A 15,807-nucleotide genomic window follows, 5' to 3' on the forward strand; every position below is an offset into this window, starting at 1 on the left:
ATGGCTGTCCACACCAGCCAGTCGGTGGCGAAGGCCGCGGGCGACGACGTCGCCCGCGGCCGGAGCCGCGGTACTGGTAACCCCCCGCCGCCGAGCAGGCTCCGGCGGGCTCTGTCGACGCACTGGTACGCCTGGACGATGGTGGCCCCGGTCGTCGTCGTGATCGGCGTGATCATCGGGTACCCCCTGGTCCGCGGTATCTACCTGTCGCTGACCGACGCCAACGAGCGCAACGTCGCGCGGTCCATCGGTGTCAACCACATGCCCGCCACGTACGAGTTCGTGGGCCTGGACAACTACGCCGACGCGCTCACCGGTGACCAGTTCCTCGGCACGCTCGGGTGGACCCTGGTGTGGACGGTCTCCTGCGTGGCCATCACCTTCGCCCTCGGTATGGCGCTCGCCAACATCCTGAACCGCAGGATCGCCGGCCGCTCGGCGTACCGGATGGCGCTCATCCTGCCCTGGGCCATCCCCGGCTTCGTCTCCGTCTTCGCCTGGCGCTTCCTCTACAACGAGGACCGCGGCCTCCTCAACAAGATCCTCTCCGGCGGCGGCTTCGACGGCATCGCCTGGCTCGACGACCCCACCTGGGCGAAGGTCTCCGTCATCGCCGTCAACGTGTGGCTCGGCGTGCCGTTCATGATGGTCGCCCTCCTCGGCGGACTGCAGTCCATCCCCAGCGAGCACTACGAGGCCGCCGAGATGGACGGCGCCACCGCCTGGCAGCGCTTCCGTCACATCACGCTGCCCGGACTGCGGCCCGTCTCCACGACGGTGATCCTGCTCTCCACCATCTGGACCTTCAACATGTTCCCGGTGATCTTCCTGCTGACCCGGGGCGGACCCGGTGACGCCACTCAGATCCTGGTGACGCAGGCGTACAAGTTCTCCTTCGAGATCAGCCCGCGCGACTTCGCGCAGTCCTCCACGTGGGGCGTGCTGATCCTCGTGCTCCTGCTGCTCTTCGCCGCCGTGTACCGGCGAGTCCTCCGCACCCAGGGAGACGACTGGTGACCACCACCGCACCCACCACCGCCGCGCGGCACTCCGCGCCCAAGGTCAGGCTGCGCGGGGAACGTTCACCGCTGGCCTCCACCGCACTGCACCTGACGCTGATCGTCGCGTCCGTGATCGCCGTCTTCCCGGTGCTCTGGGTCCTGCTCACCTCGCTGAAGCCCGCCGCGTTCGCGACCACCACGGACTTCTTCAAAGAGACGACGTTCGAGAACTACACGAACCTGCTCCAGAACACGAAGTTCCTGACCTGGTTCGGCAACTCGGTGGTCGTCGCGGGACTCACCACGCTCCTCGGCGTGATCGTCTCCGCCTCCACCGGCTACGCGGTCAGCCGCTTCCGCTTCCCCGGCAAGCGCGGGCTGATGTGGACGCTGCTGATCACCCAGATGTTCCCGGTCGCCGTCCTCATCGTGCCGATCTACAACATCATGGCGGGCATGGGGCTGCTGAATCAGCCGGCCGGTCTGGTCATCACCTACCTCACCATCTCGGTGCCGTTCTGCGCCTGGATGATGAAGGGCTTCTTCGACACCATCCCGCGCGAGATCGACGAGTCGGGCCAGGTCGACGGCCTCACCCCGTTCGGCACGTTCTGGCGGCTCATCCTGCCGCTGGCCAAGCCGGGCCTCGCCGTCACCGCGTTCTACTCCTTCATCACCGCCTGGGGCGAGGTGGCGTACGCCTCCGCCTTCATGGTCGGCGAGGACAACCTCACGCTCGCGGGCGGACTCCAGCTGTTCGTCAACCAGTACGGGGCCCAGTGGGGTCCGATGACCGCCGCGTCCGTGCTCATCGCGATACCCGCGGCCCTGGTCTTCCTGTTCGCGCAGAAGCACCTCGTCACCGGCATGTCCGCCGGAGCCGTCAAGGGCTGAGCGTCAGCGACAGCACGGCCGTACGACCCGCACGCACCAGTCACGGTGGCGCCGGCATCCCGACCCGGTCCCGGCGCCACCCCCCACCCAGACACCCCAGGGACGACATGACCCAGCACCTCGCTGCCCCCTCCACCGGCACGTCCGACGACGCCCCGGGCCACCGCACCGGCTGGTGGCAGGACGCGGTGATCTACCAGGTCTATCCGCGCAGCTTCGCCGACGGCAACGGCGACGGCATGGGCGATCTCGCAGGCGTCACCGCCCGGCTCCCGTACCTCAGGGACCTCGGCGTCGACGCGGTGTGGCTCAGCCCCTTCTACGCCTCCCCGCAGGCCGACGCGGGCTACGACGTCGCCGACTACCGGGCCATCGACCCCATGTTCGGCACCCTGCTGGATGCCGACGCCCTGATCCGGGACGCCCACGACCTGGGCCTGCGGATCATCGTCGACCTGGTGCCCAACCACTCCTCCGACCAGCACGAGTGGTTCAAGCGCGCGCTCGCCGAGGGCCCCGCCTCCGCCCTGCGCGAGCGCTACCACTTCCGCCCCGGAAAGGGCGCGGACGGCGAACTCCCGCCCAACGACTGGGAGTCCATCTTCGGCGGCCCGGCCTGGACCCGGACCACCGACGCGGACGGCACGCCCGGCGAGTGGTACCTCCACCTGTTCGCGCCCGAGCAGCCCGACTTCAACTGGGAACACCCGGCCGTCGCCGACGAGTTCCGCTCGATCCTGCGCTTCTGGCTCGACATGGGCGTCGACGGCTTCCGGGTCGACGTCGCACACGGGCTCGTCAAGGCCGAGGGCCTGCCCGACCTGGGCGCACACGACCAGCTGAAGCTGCTCGGAAACGATGTGATGCCGTTCTTCGACCAGGACGGTGTGCACGAGATCTACCGCAGCTGGCGCACCATCCTCGACGAGTACCCCGGCGACCGTATTGCCGTGGCCGAGGCCTGGACCCCGACCGTCGAGCGCACCGCCAACTACGTGCGCCCCGACGAGATGCACCAGGCCTTCAACTTCCAGTACCTGTCGACCGCCTGGGACGCCGCCGAGCTGCGCACCGTCATCGACACCTCGCTGAACGCCATGCGTCCGGTCGGCGCCCCCACCACCTGGGTGCTCTCCAACCACGACGTCACCCGGCACGCCACCCGGTTCGCCAACCCGGCCGGCCTCGGCACCCAGATCCGGACCGCGGGCGACCGCGAGCTGGGCCTGCGCCGGGCCCGTGCGGCCAGCCTGCTGATGCTGGCGCTGCCCGGCTCCGCGTACGTCTACCAGGGCGAGGAGCTCGGCCTGCCCGACGTCACCGACCTGCCCGACGAGGCCCGCCAGGACCCGTCGTTCTTCCGGGCCGAGGGCCAGGACGGCTTCCGCGACGGCTGCCGTGTGCCGATCCCGTGGACCCGTGAGGGCAGCTCGTACGGCTTCGGCGACGGCGGCAGCTGGCTGCCGCAGCCCACCGGCTGGGGCGAGCTGAGCATCGAGGCCCAGACCGGCGCGGCCGGCTCCACCCTGGAGCTGTACCGGGCCGCGATCGCCGCCCGCCGGGTGCACCCGGGTCTCGGCGCCGGGACCGCGGTGGAGTGGCTGGACGGCCCCGAGGGCGTGCTGGTCTTCGCCCGTCCCGGCTTCGTCTGCACCGTCAACACCACGGGTGCGCCGGTCCGCATCCCCGTACGCGGCACCGTCCTGCTGTCGAGCAGCCCGGTCCAGGCCGACGGCGCCGAGATCGAGCTGCCCGCGGACACCACGGTGTGGTGGACGGTGTGACCGTCCCCCCGCCCAGGGCCGGCAGCGCGCTGAGGCTCTCGGACATCGCCGGTCAGGCGTCCGTCAGCGAGGCGACCGTCAGCCGGGTGCTCAACGGCAAGCCGGGCGTCGCGGACACCACGCGTCAGCGGGTGCTCGCGGCGCTCGACATCCTGGGCTACGAGCGCCCCGTAAGGCTGCGGCAGCGCAGCGCCGGGCTGATCGGACTGGTGACGCCCGAGCTCACCAACCCGATCTTCCCGGCGTTCGCTCAGTCCGTGGAACAGGTCCTGGCGGGCCACGGCTACACCCCGGTGCTCTGCACCCAGCTGCCCGGCGGCGCCACCGAGGACGAGCTCGTCGAGCAGCTCGTCGAACGCGGCGTCGGCGGCATCGTGTTCCTCTCCGGACTGCACGCCGACACTTCGGCCGACCCGGCGCGCTATGCCGCGCTGACCGACCGCGGCGTGCCGTTCGTGCTGATCAACGGCTACAACGAGCGGATCAGCGCCCCGTTCGTCTCGCCCGATGACAACGCTGCCGTGCGGATGGCCGTGGGGCACCTCGCCGAACTCGGCCACCGCCGGGTCGGCCTGGCGATCGGACCGCAGCGCTACGTTCCCTCCCGCCGCAAGCGGGACGGCTTCGTGGACGCCGCCGTCTCCCTGCTGGGGCTGGACCGCGAGGACGCCGAGAACCTGGTCTGCTCCACGCTGTTCAGCGTCGAGGGCGGCCAGGTGGCGGCCGGCGCACTGCTGGACCAGGGGTGCACCGGCATCGTCTGCGGCAGCGACCTGATGGCGCTGGGCGTGGTGCGTGCCGCCCGGGACCGCGGGCTCGACGTGCCGCGCGACGTGTCGGTGGTCGGTTTCGACGACTCGCAGCTCATCGCGTTCACCGACCCGCCGCTGACCACGGTGCGCCAGCCCGTGCAGGCGATGGCGGCGGCCGCGGTGGGCGCGCTGCTGGAGGAGATCGGCGGAAGTCCCGTACAGCGCACGGAGTACGTCTTCCAGCCGGAGCTGGTGGTACGGGGCTCGACGGCGGCGCTCCGCAGCGCCTGAGGCCGCGCCTGAGGCGACGTGTGAGCGGGGCCGGTTCCGGAGGGGGGAACCGGCCCCGCTTCCACGTACGGCCCGGGTGGCCGGGTGTGTCAGGTCAGCAGGGCGCGGGCGTGTTCGCGTGCCTCGCGCAGCCAGGAAGCGCGGGTCTCGTCACAGGAGTCGGTGACCGTCCGGAAGACGACCCGGCGTACATCGGTCACGCCCACGTACGGCAGGACACATGCCGACCAGATCCGGTCCAGCGGATCCCCGAACTCGCGCGCCTCACGGTCGGCGGGGGTGTCGGAGGTGTTCAGGACGAGGGCCCGGCCGGCCTTCAGCAGCCCCTGCGGCTCCCCGTCCGAGGTGCCGAGTTTGTAGGCGACGCCGGGCACCAGCACGCGCTGGACCCACCCGGTGAGGACGGCGGGCGGCATGCCCCACCAGTTGGGGTGGATGAACACCAGGGCGTCGAGCGTGGCCACCTCGGCCCGGTACGAGGCCAGTTGGGCGTCCGGGCTGTCCGAGGCGGACCGGACCGTCTCCGTCTCGCCGGCGGTCAGCCCGGCTGCGAATCCCTCCGCGCAGAGATCGTGCGCCCGTACGTCGGAACCCCGGTCGCGGAGCTCCCGCACCACGGCGTCGAACACCGCGTGGTTGAAGCTTCCGGGCCGCGGATGGGCGAGGTAGACCCCGGTACGTGACATGCCGTTTCCCCCATGGCGTCCTGCGTGGTCATCAGCCGCGGGGGCGTGGAGCAACCCCCGCTCGGTGCCCATCATGACGGGTCGGGTGGGGCCGGGGGACAGGGCCCCGTCACGCACACGAGGGGCACCGGGAGTCGACCCGGACGGGTCGGCGGGGAGTGTGACCCCCAGGTGCCCCTCGTACGTGACCGGTCCGGCCGGCCGGGCGCGTGGGGCCCGTGGGTGACGGGACCCCCGGCCGGCCGGACCGGAGTCGGGAGAAAGGTAACAGCGCTGCAATGTCTTGCGTAAGTCCTTGCAGGAAGAAATCTCCAGTATTTCGTGGATGTGAGCAGCTCGTGTCCAAAGGGTTGACCGGGACCTGGCGGACTCGTACGGTCTCCCCGCAGCAAGGTTTGCATTCTTGCAGCAAGAACATTCAGGAGCCTTGAGGGCAGGGCGCGTTGCCGTATGAGGCTGCACCTCACCCGCATTTCCCCCACCGCAGGAGGAAACCATGGCCAGCAGACCCCTGTCTGCCGCGCTCGCACTGATAGCAGGCGCCGCCGCACTCGTGGTCCCCGCCACGAACGCGCAGGCCTCCGCCCCGGGTACCAAGGACGTCACCGCAGTCCTCTTCGAGTGGAAGTTCGACTCCGTGGCCAAGGCCTGTACGGACTCCCTCGGCCCGGCCGGCTACGGCTTCGTACAGGTCTCGCCTCCCCAGGAGCACATCCAGGGCGGGCAGTGGTGGACCTCGTACCAGCCGGTCAGTTACAAGATCGCCGGCCGGCTCGGTGACCGCACCTCGTTCGCCAACATGGTCAGCACCTGCCACAGCGCGGGCGTCAAGGTCGTGGCCGACTCGGTCATCAACCACATGTCGGCCGGTTCCGGCACGGGCACGGGCGGGTCCTCGTACGGCAAGTACGACTACCCCGGGCTGTACTCGGTCAACGACATGAACGACTGCCAGTCGCAGATCAACAACTACGGCGACCGCGCCAACGTCCAGAACTGCGAACTCGTCGGCCTCGCCGACCTGGACACCGGTGAGGACTACGTCCGCGGCAAGATCGCCGGATACCTCAACGATCTGCTCTCGCTCGGCGTCGACGGCTTCCGCATCGACGCGGCCAAGCACATCCCCGCCGGTGACCTCGCCAACATCAAGTCCCGGCTGAGCAACTCCGGCGTCTACTGGAAGCAGGAGGCGATCTACGGCGGGGGCGAGGCCGTCTCGCCCGACGAGTACGCCGGCACGGGCGACGTCCAGGAGTTCCGCTACGCCCGCAGCCTCAAGCAGGTCTTCAACAACGAGAACCTCGCCAGCCTGAAGAACTTCGGCGAGGGCTGGGGCTTCATGTCCTCCTCGAAGGCCGCGGTGTTCGTCGACAACCACGACACCGAGCGCAACGGCGAGACGCTGAACTACAAGGACGGCGCCAACTACACCCTCGCCAGCGTGTTCATGCTGGCCTGGCCGTACGGCTCGCCCGACGTCCACTCCGGCTACGAGTGGTCCGACAAGGACGCCGGCCCGCCCAGCGGCGGCACGGTGAACGCCTGCTACAGCGACGGCTGGAAGTGCCAGCACTCCTGGACCGAGATCGCCTCCATGGTCGGCTTCCGCAACACCGCTCGCGGTGAGTCCGTCACCAACTGGTGGGACAACGGCGGCGACCAGATCGCCTTCGGCCGCGGCTCCAAGGCGTACGTCGCGATCAACCACGAAGGTTCCTCGCTGACCCGTACGTTCCAGACGTCGCTGCCCGCCGGCGACTACTGCGACATCCAGTCCGGCAACGGCGTCACGGTCAACGGCTCCGGCCAGTTCACCGCCACGCTCGGCGCCAACACCGCCCTCGCCCTCCAGACGGGCGCCCGCACCTGCACCGGCGGCGGCCCGACGGACCCGACCGACCCCGGTACGGGCACGTCCGGCGCCTCGTTCGGCGTCAACGCCACCACCCAGCTCGGCCAGAACATCTACGTCACCGGCAACCAGTCCGCCCTCGGCAACTGGAACCCGGCGTCCGCGCCGAAGCTCGACCCGGCCACGTACCCCGTCTGGAAGCTCGATGTGAGCCTGCCCGCCGGTACGACGTTCGAGTACAAGTACGTCCGCAAGGACGCGAGCGGCAACGTCACCTGGGAGAGCGGTGCCAACCGCACGGCCACGGTGCCGTCCTCCGGCAAGGTCACCCTGACCGCCGACGTCTGGCGCAGCTGAGCTCTCTCCGTGGGCCGCGCGGTCTCCGGCCGCGCCGTGTCCTCAATCGCCGGACGGGCTGAACATCGCCCGTCCGGCCCCGTACCCGCACCCCGTCGAGGAGAACCCGAGTGATACGTCCGTTCCCGCGCGTGCCCGCGAGAAGAACGGCCACCGCCGTCGTCGCGGCCGCCCTGTGCGCGGCCCTCGTGCCGGCGCTGCCCGCCGCCGCGGCCAGGCCGCCCGCCGCGCCGTCGGACGCCGAGCTGGCGGCCCAGCCCGCGCGCCAGGACCTGACCCGCGAGCAGTTCTACTTCGTCATGCCCGACCGCTTCGCCAACGGCGACACCGGCAACGACAGGGGCGGGCTGACCGGCTCGCGGCTGGAGACCGGGTACGACCCCACCGACAAGGGGTTCTACCAGGGCGGCGACCTCAAGGGCATGACCAGCCGCCTCGACTACATCAAGGGGCTCGGCACCACCGCCATCTGGCTCGCCCCGATCTTCAGGAACCGCCCCGTCCAGGGGACCGGCAAGGACGCGTCGGCCGGCTACCACGGCTACTGGATCACCGACTTCACCCAGGTCGACCCGCACTTCGGGACCAACGCCGACCTGACGAAGCTGATCGAACAGGCCCACCGCAAGGGCATGAAGGTCTTCTTCGACGTCATCACCAACCACACCGCCGACACCGTCGACTACGCCGAGAAGACCTACGGCTACAAGCCCAAGGGCGCCTACCCGTACCTCGACCGGAACGGCCGGCCCTTCGACGACGCCTCCGGTATGGCGAGGACGGACGCGGACTCGTTCCCGTACAAGCCGGTCACCACCGGCGGCAAGACGCCGTCCTGGCTCAACGACCCCACGATGTACCACAACCGCGGTGACTCGACCTATGCCGGCGAGTCCACCACGTACGGCGACTTCTCGGGGCTCGACGACCTGTGGACCGAACGGCCCGAGGTCGTCTCCGGCATGGAGAAGATCTACGAGAAGTGGGTCCGCGACTTCGACATCGACGGCTTCCGGATCGACACCGTCAAACACGTCGACATGGACTTCTGGACCCAGTGGGCGACCGCGCTCGACACCTACGCGGCCCGGCACGGCCGCAAGGACTTCTTCATGTTCGGCGAGGTCTACTCCGCCGACACCGCGATCACCTCGCCCTACGTCACCCAGGGGAGGCTGGACGCGACGCTCGACTTCCCCTTCCAGGAAGCGGCCCGCCAGTACGCCTCGCAGGGCGCCCCGGCCTCGAAGCTCGCCGCCGTATTCGGCGACGACTACCGGTACACCACCGACAAGGCCAACGCCTACGAGCAGGTGAAGTTCCTCGGCAACCACGACATGGGCCGCATCGGGACCTTCCTGAAGCAGGACAACCCGAAGGCCGATGACGCGGAGCTGGTCAAGCGCGCCGGACTCGCCAACGAGCTGATGTTCCTCAGCCGCGGCAACCCCGTCGTCTACTACGGCGACGAGCAGGGCTTCACGGGTGCCGGCGGCGACAAGGACGCCCGGCAGACGTTGTTCGCCTCGAAGACCGCCGACTACCTGGACGACGACGAGCTGGGAACCGACCGTACGCACGCCTCCGACGCGTACGACACCACGCACCCGCTCTACCGGTCCATCGCCGCCCTCTCCGAGCTGACCGCGAAGAACCCGGCGCTGCGCGACGGCGTCCAGACCGAGCGCTATGCCGAGGGCTCCGTCTACGCCTTCTCCCGTACGGACCCCGAGCGCGGCAACGAGTACGTCGTCGCCGCCAACAACGGCACCGAGGCGAAGACCGTCGAGCTGTCCACCGAGTCCGCAGGCATGGACTTCCGCACGCTGTACGGCGGTTCCGGAACCGTCCGCAGCGGCGCCGACCAGAAGATCACCGTCACCGTCCCGGCGCTGTCCAGCATCGTGCTCCGCGCCGCGAAGACGCTGACCGCCCACGCGGCCAGGCCCTCCATCACGCTGAAGGCACCGGCCGTCGGCGCCACCGGCACCGTCGAGCTCACCGCCGACGTCGACGGAGGCTCCCTCAACCGGGTCGTCTTCGCCGCCCAGACCGGCAACGGCAAGTGGACCACCCTCGGCACCGCCGACCACGCCCCGTACAAGGTCACCCAGACCATCGGTGACACCGTCGCCGCGGGAACACCCCTGCGCTACAAGGCCGTCGTCGTCGACCGCACCGGACGCACCGCGAGCGCGCTCGCCGCGTCGGCCGCCGGGCAGGCACCCGCCCCGGCGAAGCCCGTCGCCGTCGAACGCGACTACGCCGTCGTCCACTACAAGCGCGCGGACGGCGACTACGACGGGTGGCAGGCCAGGTCCGGCGACACCACCGCCGCCTTCACCGGACGGGACGCCTACGGCGCCTTCGCCTGGATCAAGGTGCCGGAGGGCGCCTCCTCGGTCCCGTACACCGTCGAGAAGTCCGGCACCGCCGACGGGGCCGAGCGCACCGTCGACCTCGCGAAGACCGGACAGGTCTGGATCGAACAGGGCGAGGACGGCCAGGCCGACACCGCCCCCGACGGCGCCTACCCCGCCCCGGACACCACCAAGGCGGTCCTGCACTACTACCGCGCCGACGGCGACTACGACGGCTGGGGCCTGCACACCTGGACCGGTGCCAAGGAGCCGACCGACTGGTCCAAGCCGCTCCAGCCGGTGAAGAAGGACGCCTCCGGCGTCACCTTCGAGGTCCCGCTCGCCGACGGAGCCACCTCGCTCAGCTACATCCTGCACCGCGGCGACGAGAAGGACCTGCCCAGCGACCAGTCGCTCGACCTCGCGAGCTACGGCCACGAGGTCTGGATGCTCGGCGGTACGGCCGGCTACCTGCTGCCGCAGACCGGCGGCGTGCCCACCCCCGACCTCACCAAGGCCGAGGCGCAGTGGATCGACTCCGACACCGTCGTCTGGAAGGTGAAGGCCACCGAGGCCACCAGCCAGCAGCTCGTCTACGCACCGGGTGGCGGCATCTCCGTCGTCGACGGCGCACTCTCCGACGAGGGCCAGTGGCTGCGGCTCAGCCCGTCCGCGCTGACCGACGCGCAGAAGGCGAAGTACCCGCACCTCAAGGACTACCCGGCGTTCACCGTCGACACCCGTGACCGGGACAGGGTCCGCGAGGCACTGCGCGGCCAGCTGATCGCCACCCAGCGCGCCGCCAACGGCGCCCTGCTCGCCGCCACCGGCGTCCAGAGCGCCGGGGTGCTCGACGACCTGTACGGGACGAGGGCGAGCAGCGCCTCGCTCGGCCCCGTCTTCCGCGACGGCCGCCCCACCCTGTCCGTCTGGGCGCCCACCGCCCGCACCGTCTCGCTCGAACTCGACGGCAGGACCGTCCCGATGCGGCGCGACGACCGCACCGGCGTCTGGTCCGTCACCGGGAACAGGAGCTGGAACGGCAAGCCCTACCGCTACGCCGTGAACGTCTGGGCGCCCACCGTCCAGAAGCTCGTCACCAACAAGGTCACCGACCCCTACTCCACCGCCCTGACCACCGACTCCGCCCGGAGCCTCGTGGTCGACCTCGACGACCGGGGGCTCGCGCCCAAGGGCTGGAGCGCACTGGCCAAGCCCGCCGCCGTACCGCTGCGCGACGCACAGATCCAGGAGCTCCAGATCCGCGACTTCTCGATCGCGGACCCCACCTCCAGGCACCCCGGTGAGTACCTCGCCTTCACCGACACCCGCTCGGACGGGATGAAGCACCTCGAGGAGCTCGCCGACTCGGGCACCAACTACGTCCACCTGCTGCCCGCCTTCGACATCGGCACCATCCCCGAGAAGAAGAAGGACCAGCAGAAGCCGGCCTGCGACCTGTCCGTCTACGCCCCCGACTCCGAGGACCAGCAGGCCTGCGTGGCCAAGGCCGCCGCGAAGGACGCCTTCAACTGGGGCTACGACCCGCTGCACTACACCGTCCCCGAGGGCTCCTACGCCTCCGACCCCGACGGCACCAGGCGCACGGTCGAGTTCCGGCAGATGGTCCAGGGCCTCAACGGCGCCGGGCTGCGGACCGTCATGGACGTCGTCTACAACCACACCGTCGCCTCCGGCCAGGACGATAAGTCCGTCCTCGACAGGATCGTGCCCGGCTACTACCAGCGCCTCCTGGAGGACGGCACCGTCGCCACCTCCACCTGCTGCGCCAACACCGCGCCCGAGAACACCATGATGGGCAAGCTCGTGGTGGACTCCGTCGTCACCTGGGCCAGGGAGTACAAGGTCGACGGCTTCCGCTTCGACCTGATGGGCCACCACCCCAAGGCCAACATCCTGGCCGTCCGCAAGGCGCTCGACGCACTGACCCCCGCCAAGGACGGCGTCGACGGCAAGAAGATCATCCTGTACGGGGAGGGCTGGAACTTCGGAGAGATCGCCGACGACGCCCGCTTCGTGCAGGCCACGCAGAAGAACATGGCCGGCACCGGCATCGCCACCTTCTCCGACCGGGCCCGCGACGCCGTGCGTGGCGGCTCCCCGTTCGACGAGGACCCCGGCGTGCAGGGCTTCGCCTCCGGCCTCTACACCGACCCCAACACCTCCACCCACAACGGCACCGAGGCCGAGCAGAAGGCCCGGCTGCTCCACTACCAGGACCTGATCAAGGTCGGACTCACCGGCAACCTCGCCGACTACACCTTCACCGACACCACCGGCGCCACGGTCAAGGGCTCGGGCGTCGACTACAACGGAGCCCCGGCCGGATACGCCGCCGCCCCCGGTGACGCCCTCGCCTACTCCGACGCCCACGACAACGAGACGCTGTACGACACCCTCGCCTTCAAGCTCCCCGCGGGCACCTCGGCAGCCGACCGGGCCCGTACGCAGGTCCTGGCCATGGCGACGGCCACCCTCTCGCAGGGCCCCTCGCTCTCCCAGGCCGGCACCGACCTGCTGCGCTCCAAGTCGCTGGACCGCAACTCCTTCGACAGCGGCGACTGGTTCAACGCCCTGCACTGGGACTGCCGCGACGGCAACGGCTTCGGCCGCGGACTGCCGCCCGCCGCGGACAACCAGGCCAAGTGGTCCTACGCCAGGCCGCTGCTCGCCGACGCGGCGATCAGCCCCGGCTGCGCACAGATCAACGGTGCCTCGTCCGCGTACCAGGACCTGCTCACCATCCGGTCCACGGAGAAGGACTTCGGCCTCTCCACCGCCGGACAGGTGCAGTCCACGCTCTCCTTCCCGCTCTCCGGCAAGGACGAGACGCCCGGTGTGATCACCATGCGGCTCGGCAAGCTGGTCGTCGTCCTCAACGCGGCACCCGGCGCCACCACCCAGAAGGTGGCCTCCCTGGCCGGAAAGAACTACGCCCTGCACCCCGTGCAGGCGGCGGGCGCGGATCTTACCGTCAAGAGGTCCACGTACGAGAGGAGTTCGGGAAGCTTCACCGTTCCGGGACGCACGGTGGCGGTGTTCTCGCTGCGCTGACCCACATCGGGTCTACCGTGTGGGCAGCCGCCGGGCAGAGCCGCATCACCCCACTTCCGGCGTGCCCTCCCACTCCACCCGGCCGGTCCCGGCCCCTCCTCCCGTACGGCACCGCCGTCGATCGTCCGACGGCGGTGCCGTACGGGGTGCGGGGGGCCGGGACCGGCCGCTCCACCTGGTCAGCGACGGTGACGATGGCGAGCAACATTCCCGAGGAGACCACGAGTTTCGTCGGACGCGAGGCGGAACTCGACCGGATCGAACGCTCCCTCGCCACCGGCCGGCTGACCACCCTCACCGGCACCGGCGGAGTCGGCAAGACCCGCCTGGCGGTCCGCGCGGCCGGGCGCGCGGAGTCCCGCTTCCGCGACGGCGTCCGGTGGGCCGACCTCTCACCGCTCCACGACGACGAACTGCTCCTGGCCACCGTCTCCGACGCGGTCGGGCTGAGCTATCACACCCTGCGGATGCCCACCGACGTGCTGTGCGAATGGCTCGCCGACAAACAGCTCCTGCTCGTCCTGGACTCCTGCGAACACCTGCGCCCCGCCTGCGCGCACCTCCTCGGCGAGATCCTCACCACCTCGCCCGGCCTCACCGTCCTCGCGACCAGCAGACAGCCCCTGAACATCAGGGGCGAGCAGACCGTCGACGTGGAGCCGCTGCCCGTAGACGGTACGGCCGACGCCCTCACCCTGTTCCGGGAGCGCGCGGCAGCCGCCGCCCCCGGCACCTCCTTCGACGAGCCCGGCAGCGCCGCGGCAGCCGACGAGATCTGCCGACGCCTCGACGGCATCCCCCTCGCCATCGAACTCGCCGCCGCGGGCATCGGACGCCAGAGCGCCCAGGAGATCGCCGGCCGGCTCGCCTCCCGCCTCGACGCGTTCGCCGACGCCACGCTCAGACCGCCGCGCCACCGCACCCTGCGCACCACCATCGGCTGGTCCCACGAACTGTGCACCCCGCTGGAACGGCTGCTCTGGTCCCGGCTCACCGTGCTGCGCGGCGACTTCGACGAGGAGACGGCCGTCGCCGTCTGCGCCGGGGGACCGCTCACCGCGGACGCGGTGCCGGCCACCCTGCGCGCCCTCGTCGTCAAGTCCGTCGTCTCCCACGACGGCGAACGCCACCGCATGCTCGACACGCTGCGCGAGTACGGCCGGATGTGGCTCGCCGAACTCGGTGAGGAACGCGCCGCCGCCGACCGGCACGCCGCCCGCTTCCTCCAACTGGCCCGCGGCGCCCACGCGGGCTGGACCGGTGACGACCAGATCCTCTGGTACCACCGCATCGCCGAATCGCACGCCGACCTGTGCGCCGCCCTCGACCACCTGCTCGACCACGACCCCGCCGCCGCCCAGGAGATGGCCGGCCGGATCGGCTTCTTCTGGTGCTGCTGCGGCCACCTCCCGCAGAACCGGGGCTACGCCCAACGTGCCCTGGACGCCGGCCCGGCCACCGGCCCCCACCGCACCCGGGTCCTGTGGGTGCTCGGTATCTGCGTCCTGCTGCAGGGCGACTACGCGGCCGCCGAGCGGATCGGCGAGGAATGCGTACGGGCGGCGGCGGACGACGGCACCGACGAGGGGATCCTCGCCGCAGCCTATCTGCGCGGCCTCACCCATCTGATGACCGGCGAACCGGAGAAGGGGCTGCGCGAGGCCGACCGGGTCCTGCGCACCGCCGGGTCCGACACTCCGCTGGAGACCGCCTACCGCCTGCGCTGCCACCTGATCACCGTCTTCGCCCTGACCGGCCTCGGCCGTCTGGACGAGGCCGCCGAGGCGGCCGCCGTCCTGCGCGCGGCCTGCGTGGCCAGGGACGAGTGCTGGACCCTGAGCTATGTCGACTACCAGCTCGCCCTGATCGCACTGCTCCAGGGGCGGGCCGAAGCCGCCGCCACGCACGCCCGGTCCATGCTCGCCGGCAAGCACCGGCTCCGCGACAGCTTCGGCATCGCGCTCGGCCTGGACCTCCTGGCCGCCGCGATCGCCGCCCAGGGCGAGGGCGCCCGCGCCGCCCGGGTGTACGGCACGGGACAGGTCTACTGGCGGATGGTCGGCCACCCCCAGCGCGGCACCCCGGAACTGGGGCCCCTGCGCGAGGCCTGCGAACGCCAGGCCCGCGCGGCCGTGGGCGACGCCGCCTATCTGCGCGCCTACGAACGGGGCCGCTCCGACAGTGCGGAGGCGGGCCTGGCCCAGGCGCTCCACGGCGAGTTGCTCAGATAGTGAATCCCGCTTGTGCGCCCTCCCCGGGCCGGGGAAAGCTGGGGGCAGCCCTCAGGGATGATCTCTTCCCTGTCGTCCCGCGCCCGCCAGGAGACCGCCATGCCGCAGATCATCGTCGACTACTCCGCCGAACTCGACGACACCTTCGACCGCACCGGCTTCACGGGGGCACTGCACCCGTTGATCGCCGAGACGGTCAGCACCAAGATCGCCGCCTGCAAGACCCGCTTCCGCCGGATCAGCCAGACCGTGGTGGCCGACGCACCCGGCGGCGACTCGATCGTGCACATCGAAATCTCCCTGCTGCCCGGCCGCACCCCCGAGGTCAAGGCACTGCTCACGGAGTCCGTACTGCAGCTGCTGGCCGGCCACGTCCGGCCGGCCGGGGAGCTGACCCTGCACCTCTCGGTCGAGGCGCGCGACCTCGACGCCTCCTACCGCAAGATCTGACGCATGAGAATCACGTAGTACTGCAACCCGGCCACGGGACCGAGGCACTTACCGGGTGAGACCGTCTCCGG

General features: G+C 70.6%; 9 protein-coding genes. 8 read left to right on the plus strand and 1 reads right to left on the minus strand.

Annotated elements, in window-relative coordinates; translation table 11 throughout:
- The 4 genes from OG959_RS28435 (at nucleotide 1) to OG959_RS28450 (ending at nucleotide 4,722) form a co-directional block, all read left to right on the plus strand.
- Nucleotides 1-1,017 (plus strand): carbohydrate ABC transporter permease, encoded by a 1,017-nt coding sequence (locus OG959_RS28435; RefSeq protein ID WP_326663020.1) that lies wholly within the window; start codon nucleotides 1-3, stop codon nucleotides 1,015-1,017.
- Complete coding sequence (locus OG959_RS28440; protein WP_389059286.1) at nucleotides 1,011-1,895, plus strand: sugar ABC transporter permease; 885 nt, start codon at nucleotides 1,011-1,013, stop codon at nucleotides 1,893-1,895. Before OG959_RS28435 ends, OG959_RS28440 begins: the two co-directional genes overlap by 7 nt.
- 107 nt (nucleotides 1,896-2,002) lie before the next feature.
- Nucleotides 2,003-3,679, plus strand: a complete 1,677-nt coding sequence (locus OG959_RS28445) for a glycoside hydrolase family 13 protein (protein WP_326663024.1) — start codon at nucleotides 2,003-2,005, stop codon at nucleotides 3,677-3,679.
- The gene (locus OG959_RS28450) at nucleotides 3,664-4,722 is read left to right on the plus strand and encodes a LacI family DNA-binding transcriptional regulator (protein WP_326663026.1); all 1,059 of its coding nucleotides are present in this window, start codon (nucleotides 3,664-3,666) and stop codon (nucleotides 4,720-4,722) included. The genes OG959_RS28445 and OG959_RS28450 overlap by 16 nt, the downstream gene beginning before the upstream one ends.
- 89 nt (nucleotides 4,723-4,811) lie before the next feature.
- Here the strand turns inward: OG959_RS28450 and OG959_RS28455 are convergent, their stop codons facing one another.
- The gene (locus OG959_RS28455) at nucleotides 4,812-5,408 is read right to left on the minus strand and encodes an NAD(P)H-dependent oxidoreductase (protein WP_326663028.1); all 597 of its coding nucleotides are present in this window, start codon (nucleotides 5,406-5,408) and stop codon (nucleotides 4,812-4,814) included.
- Nucleotides 5,409-5,904: 496 nt separating this feature from the next.
- Between OG959_RS28455 and OG959_RS28460 the strand changes: the two genes are divergently transcribed.
- The 4 genes from OG959_RS28460 (at nucleotide 5,905) to OG959_RS28475 (ending at nucleotide 15,736) form a co-directional block, all read left to right on the plus strand.
- On the plus strand, nucleotides 5,905-7,620 hold the full coding sequence (locus OG959_RS28460) for a carbohydrate-binding module family 20 domain-containing protein (protein ID WP_326663030.1): 1,716 nt from the start codon (nucleotides 5,905-5,907) through the stop codon (nucleotides 7,618-7,620).
- Nucleotides 7,621-7,730: 110 nt separating this feature from the next.
- On the plus strand, nucleotides 7,731-13,055 hold the full coding sequence (gene pulA, locus OG959_RS28465; protein WP_326663032.1) for a pullulanase-type alpha-1,6-glucosidase: 5,325 nt from the start codon (nucleotides 7,731-7,733) through the stop codon (nucleotides 13,053-13,055).
- A gap of 194 nt (nucleotides 13,056-13,249) precedes the next feature.
- The gene (locus OG959_RS28470; RefSeq protein WP_326663034.1) at nucleotides 13,250-15,286 is read left to right on the plus strand and encodes an ATP-binding protein; all 2,037 of its coding nucleotides are present in this window, start codon (nucleotides 13,250-13,252) and stop codon (nucleotides 15,284-15,286) included.
- Between the two features lie 99 nt (nucleotides 15,287-15,385).
- Nucleotides 15,386-15,736 (plus strand): 5-carboxymethyl-2-hydroxymuconate Delta-isomerase, encoded by a 351-nt coding sequence (locus OG959_RS28475; RefSeq protein ID WP_326666658.1) that lies wholly within the window; start codon nucleotides 15,386-15,388, stop codon nucleotides 15,734-15,736.
- The last annotated feature ends 71 nt before the right edge of the window (nucleotides 15,737-15,807 follow it).

It is taken from the genome of Streptomyces sp. NBC_00385 (genome assembly GCF_035917155.1).
GTDB lineage: Bacteria > Actinomycetota > Actinomycetes > Streptomycetales > Streptomycetaceae > Streptomyces > Streptomyces poriferorum.

Coding starts and splice junctions, on each gene's coding strand:
- OG959_RS28455 (WP_326663028.1), bottom strand. CDS start 5,408: ATGTCACGTACCGGGGTCTACCTCGCCCATCCGCGGCCCGGAAGCTTC.
- OG959_RS28475 (WP_326666658.1), top strand. CDS start 15,386: ATGCCGCAGATCATCGTCGACTACTCCGCCGAACTCGACGACACCTTC.
- OG959_RS28470 (WP_326663034.1), top strand. CDS start 13,250: ATGGCGAGCAACATTCCCGAGGAGACCACGAGTTTCGTCGGACGCGAG.
- OG959_RS28445 (WP_326663024.1), top strand. CDS start 2,003: ATGACCCAGCACCTCGCTGCCCCCTCCACCGGCACGTCCGACGACGCC.
- OG959_RS28460 (WP_326663030.1), top strand. CDS start 5,905: ATGGCCAGCAGACCCCTGTCTGCCGCGCTCGCACTGATAGCAGGCGCC.
- OG959_RS28435 (WP_326663020.1), top strand. CDS start 1: ATGGCTGTCCACACCAGCCAGTCGGTGGCGAAGGCCGCGGGCGACGAC.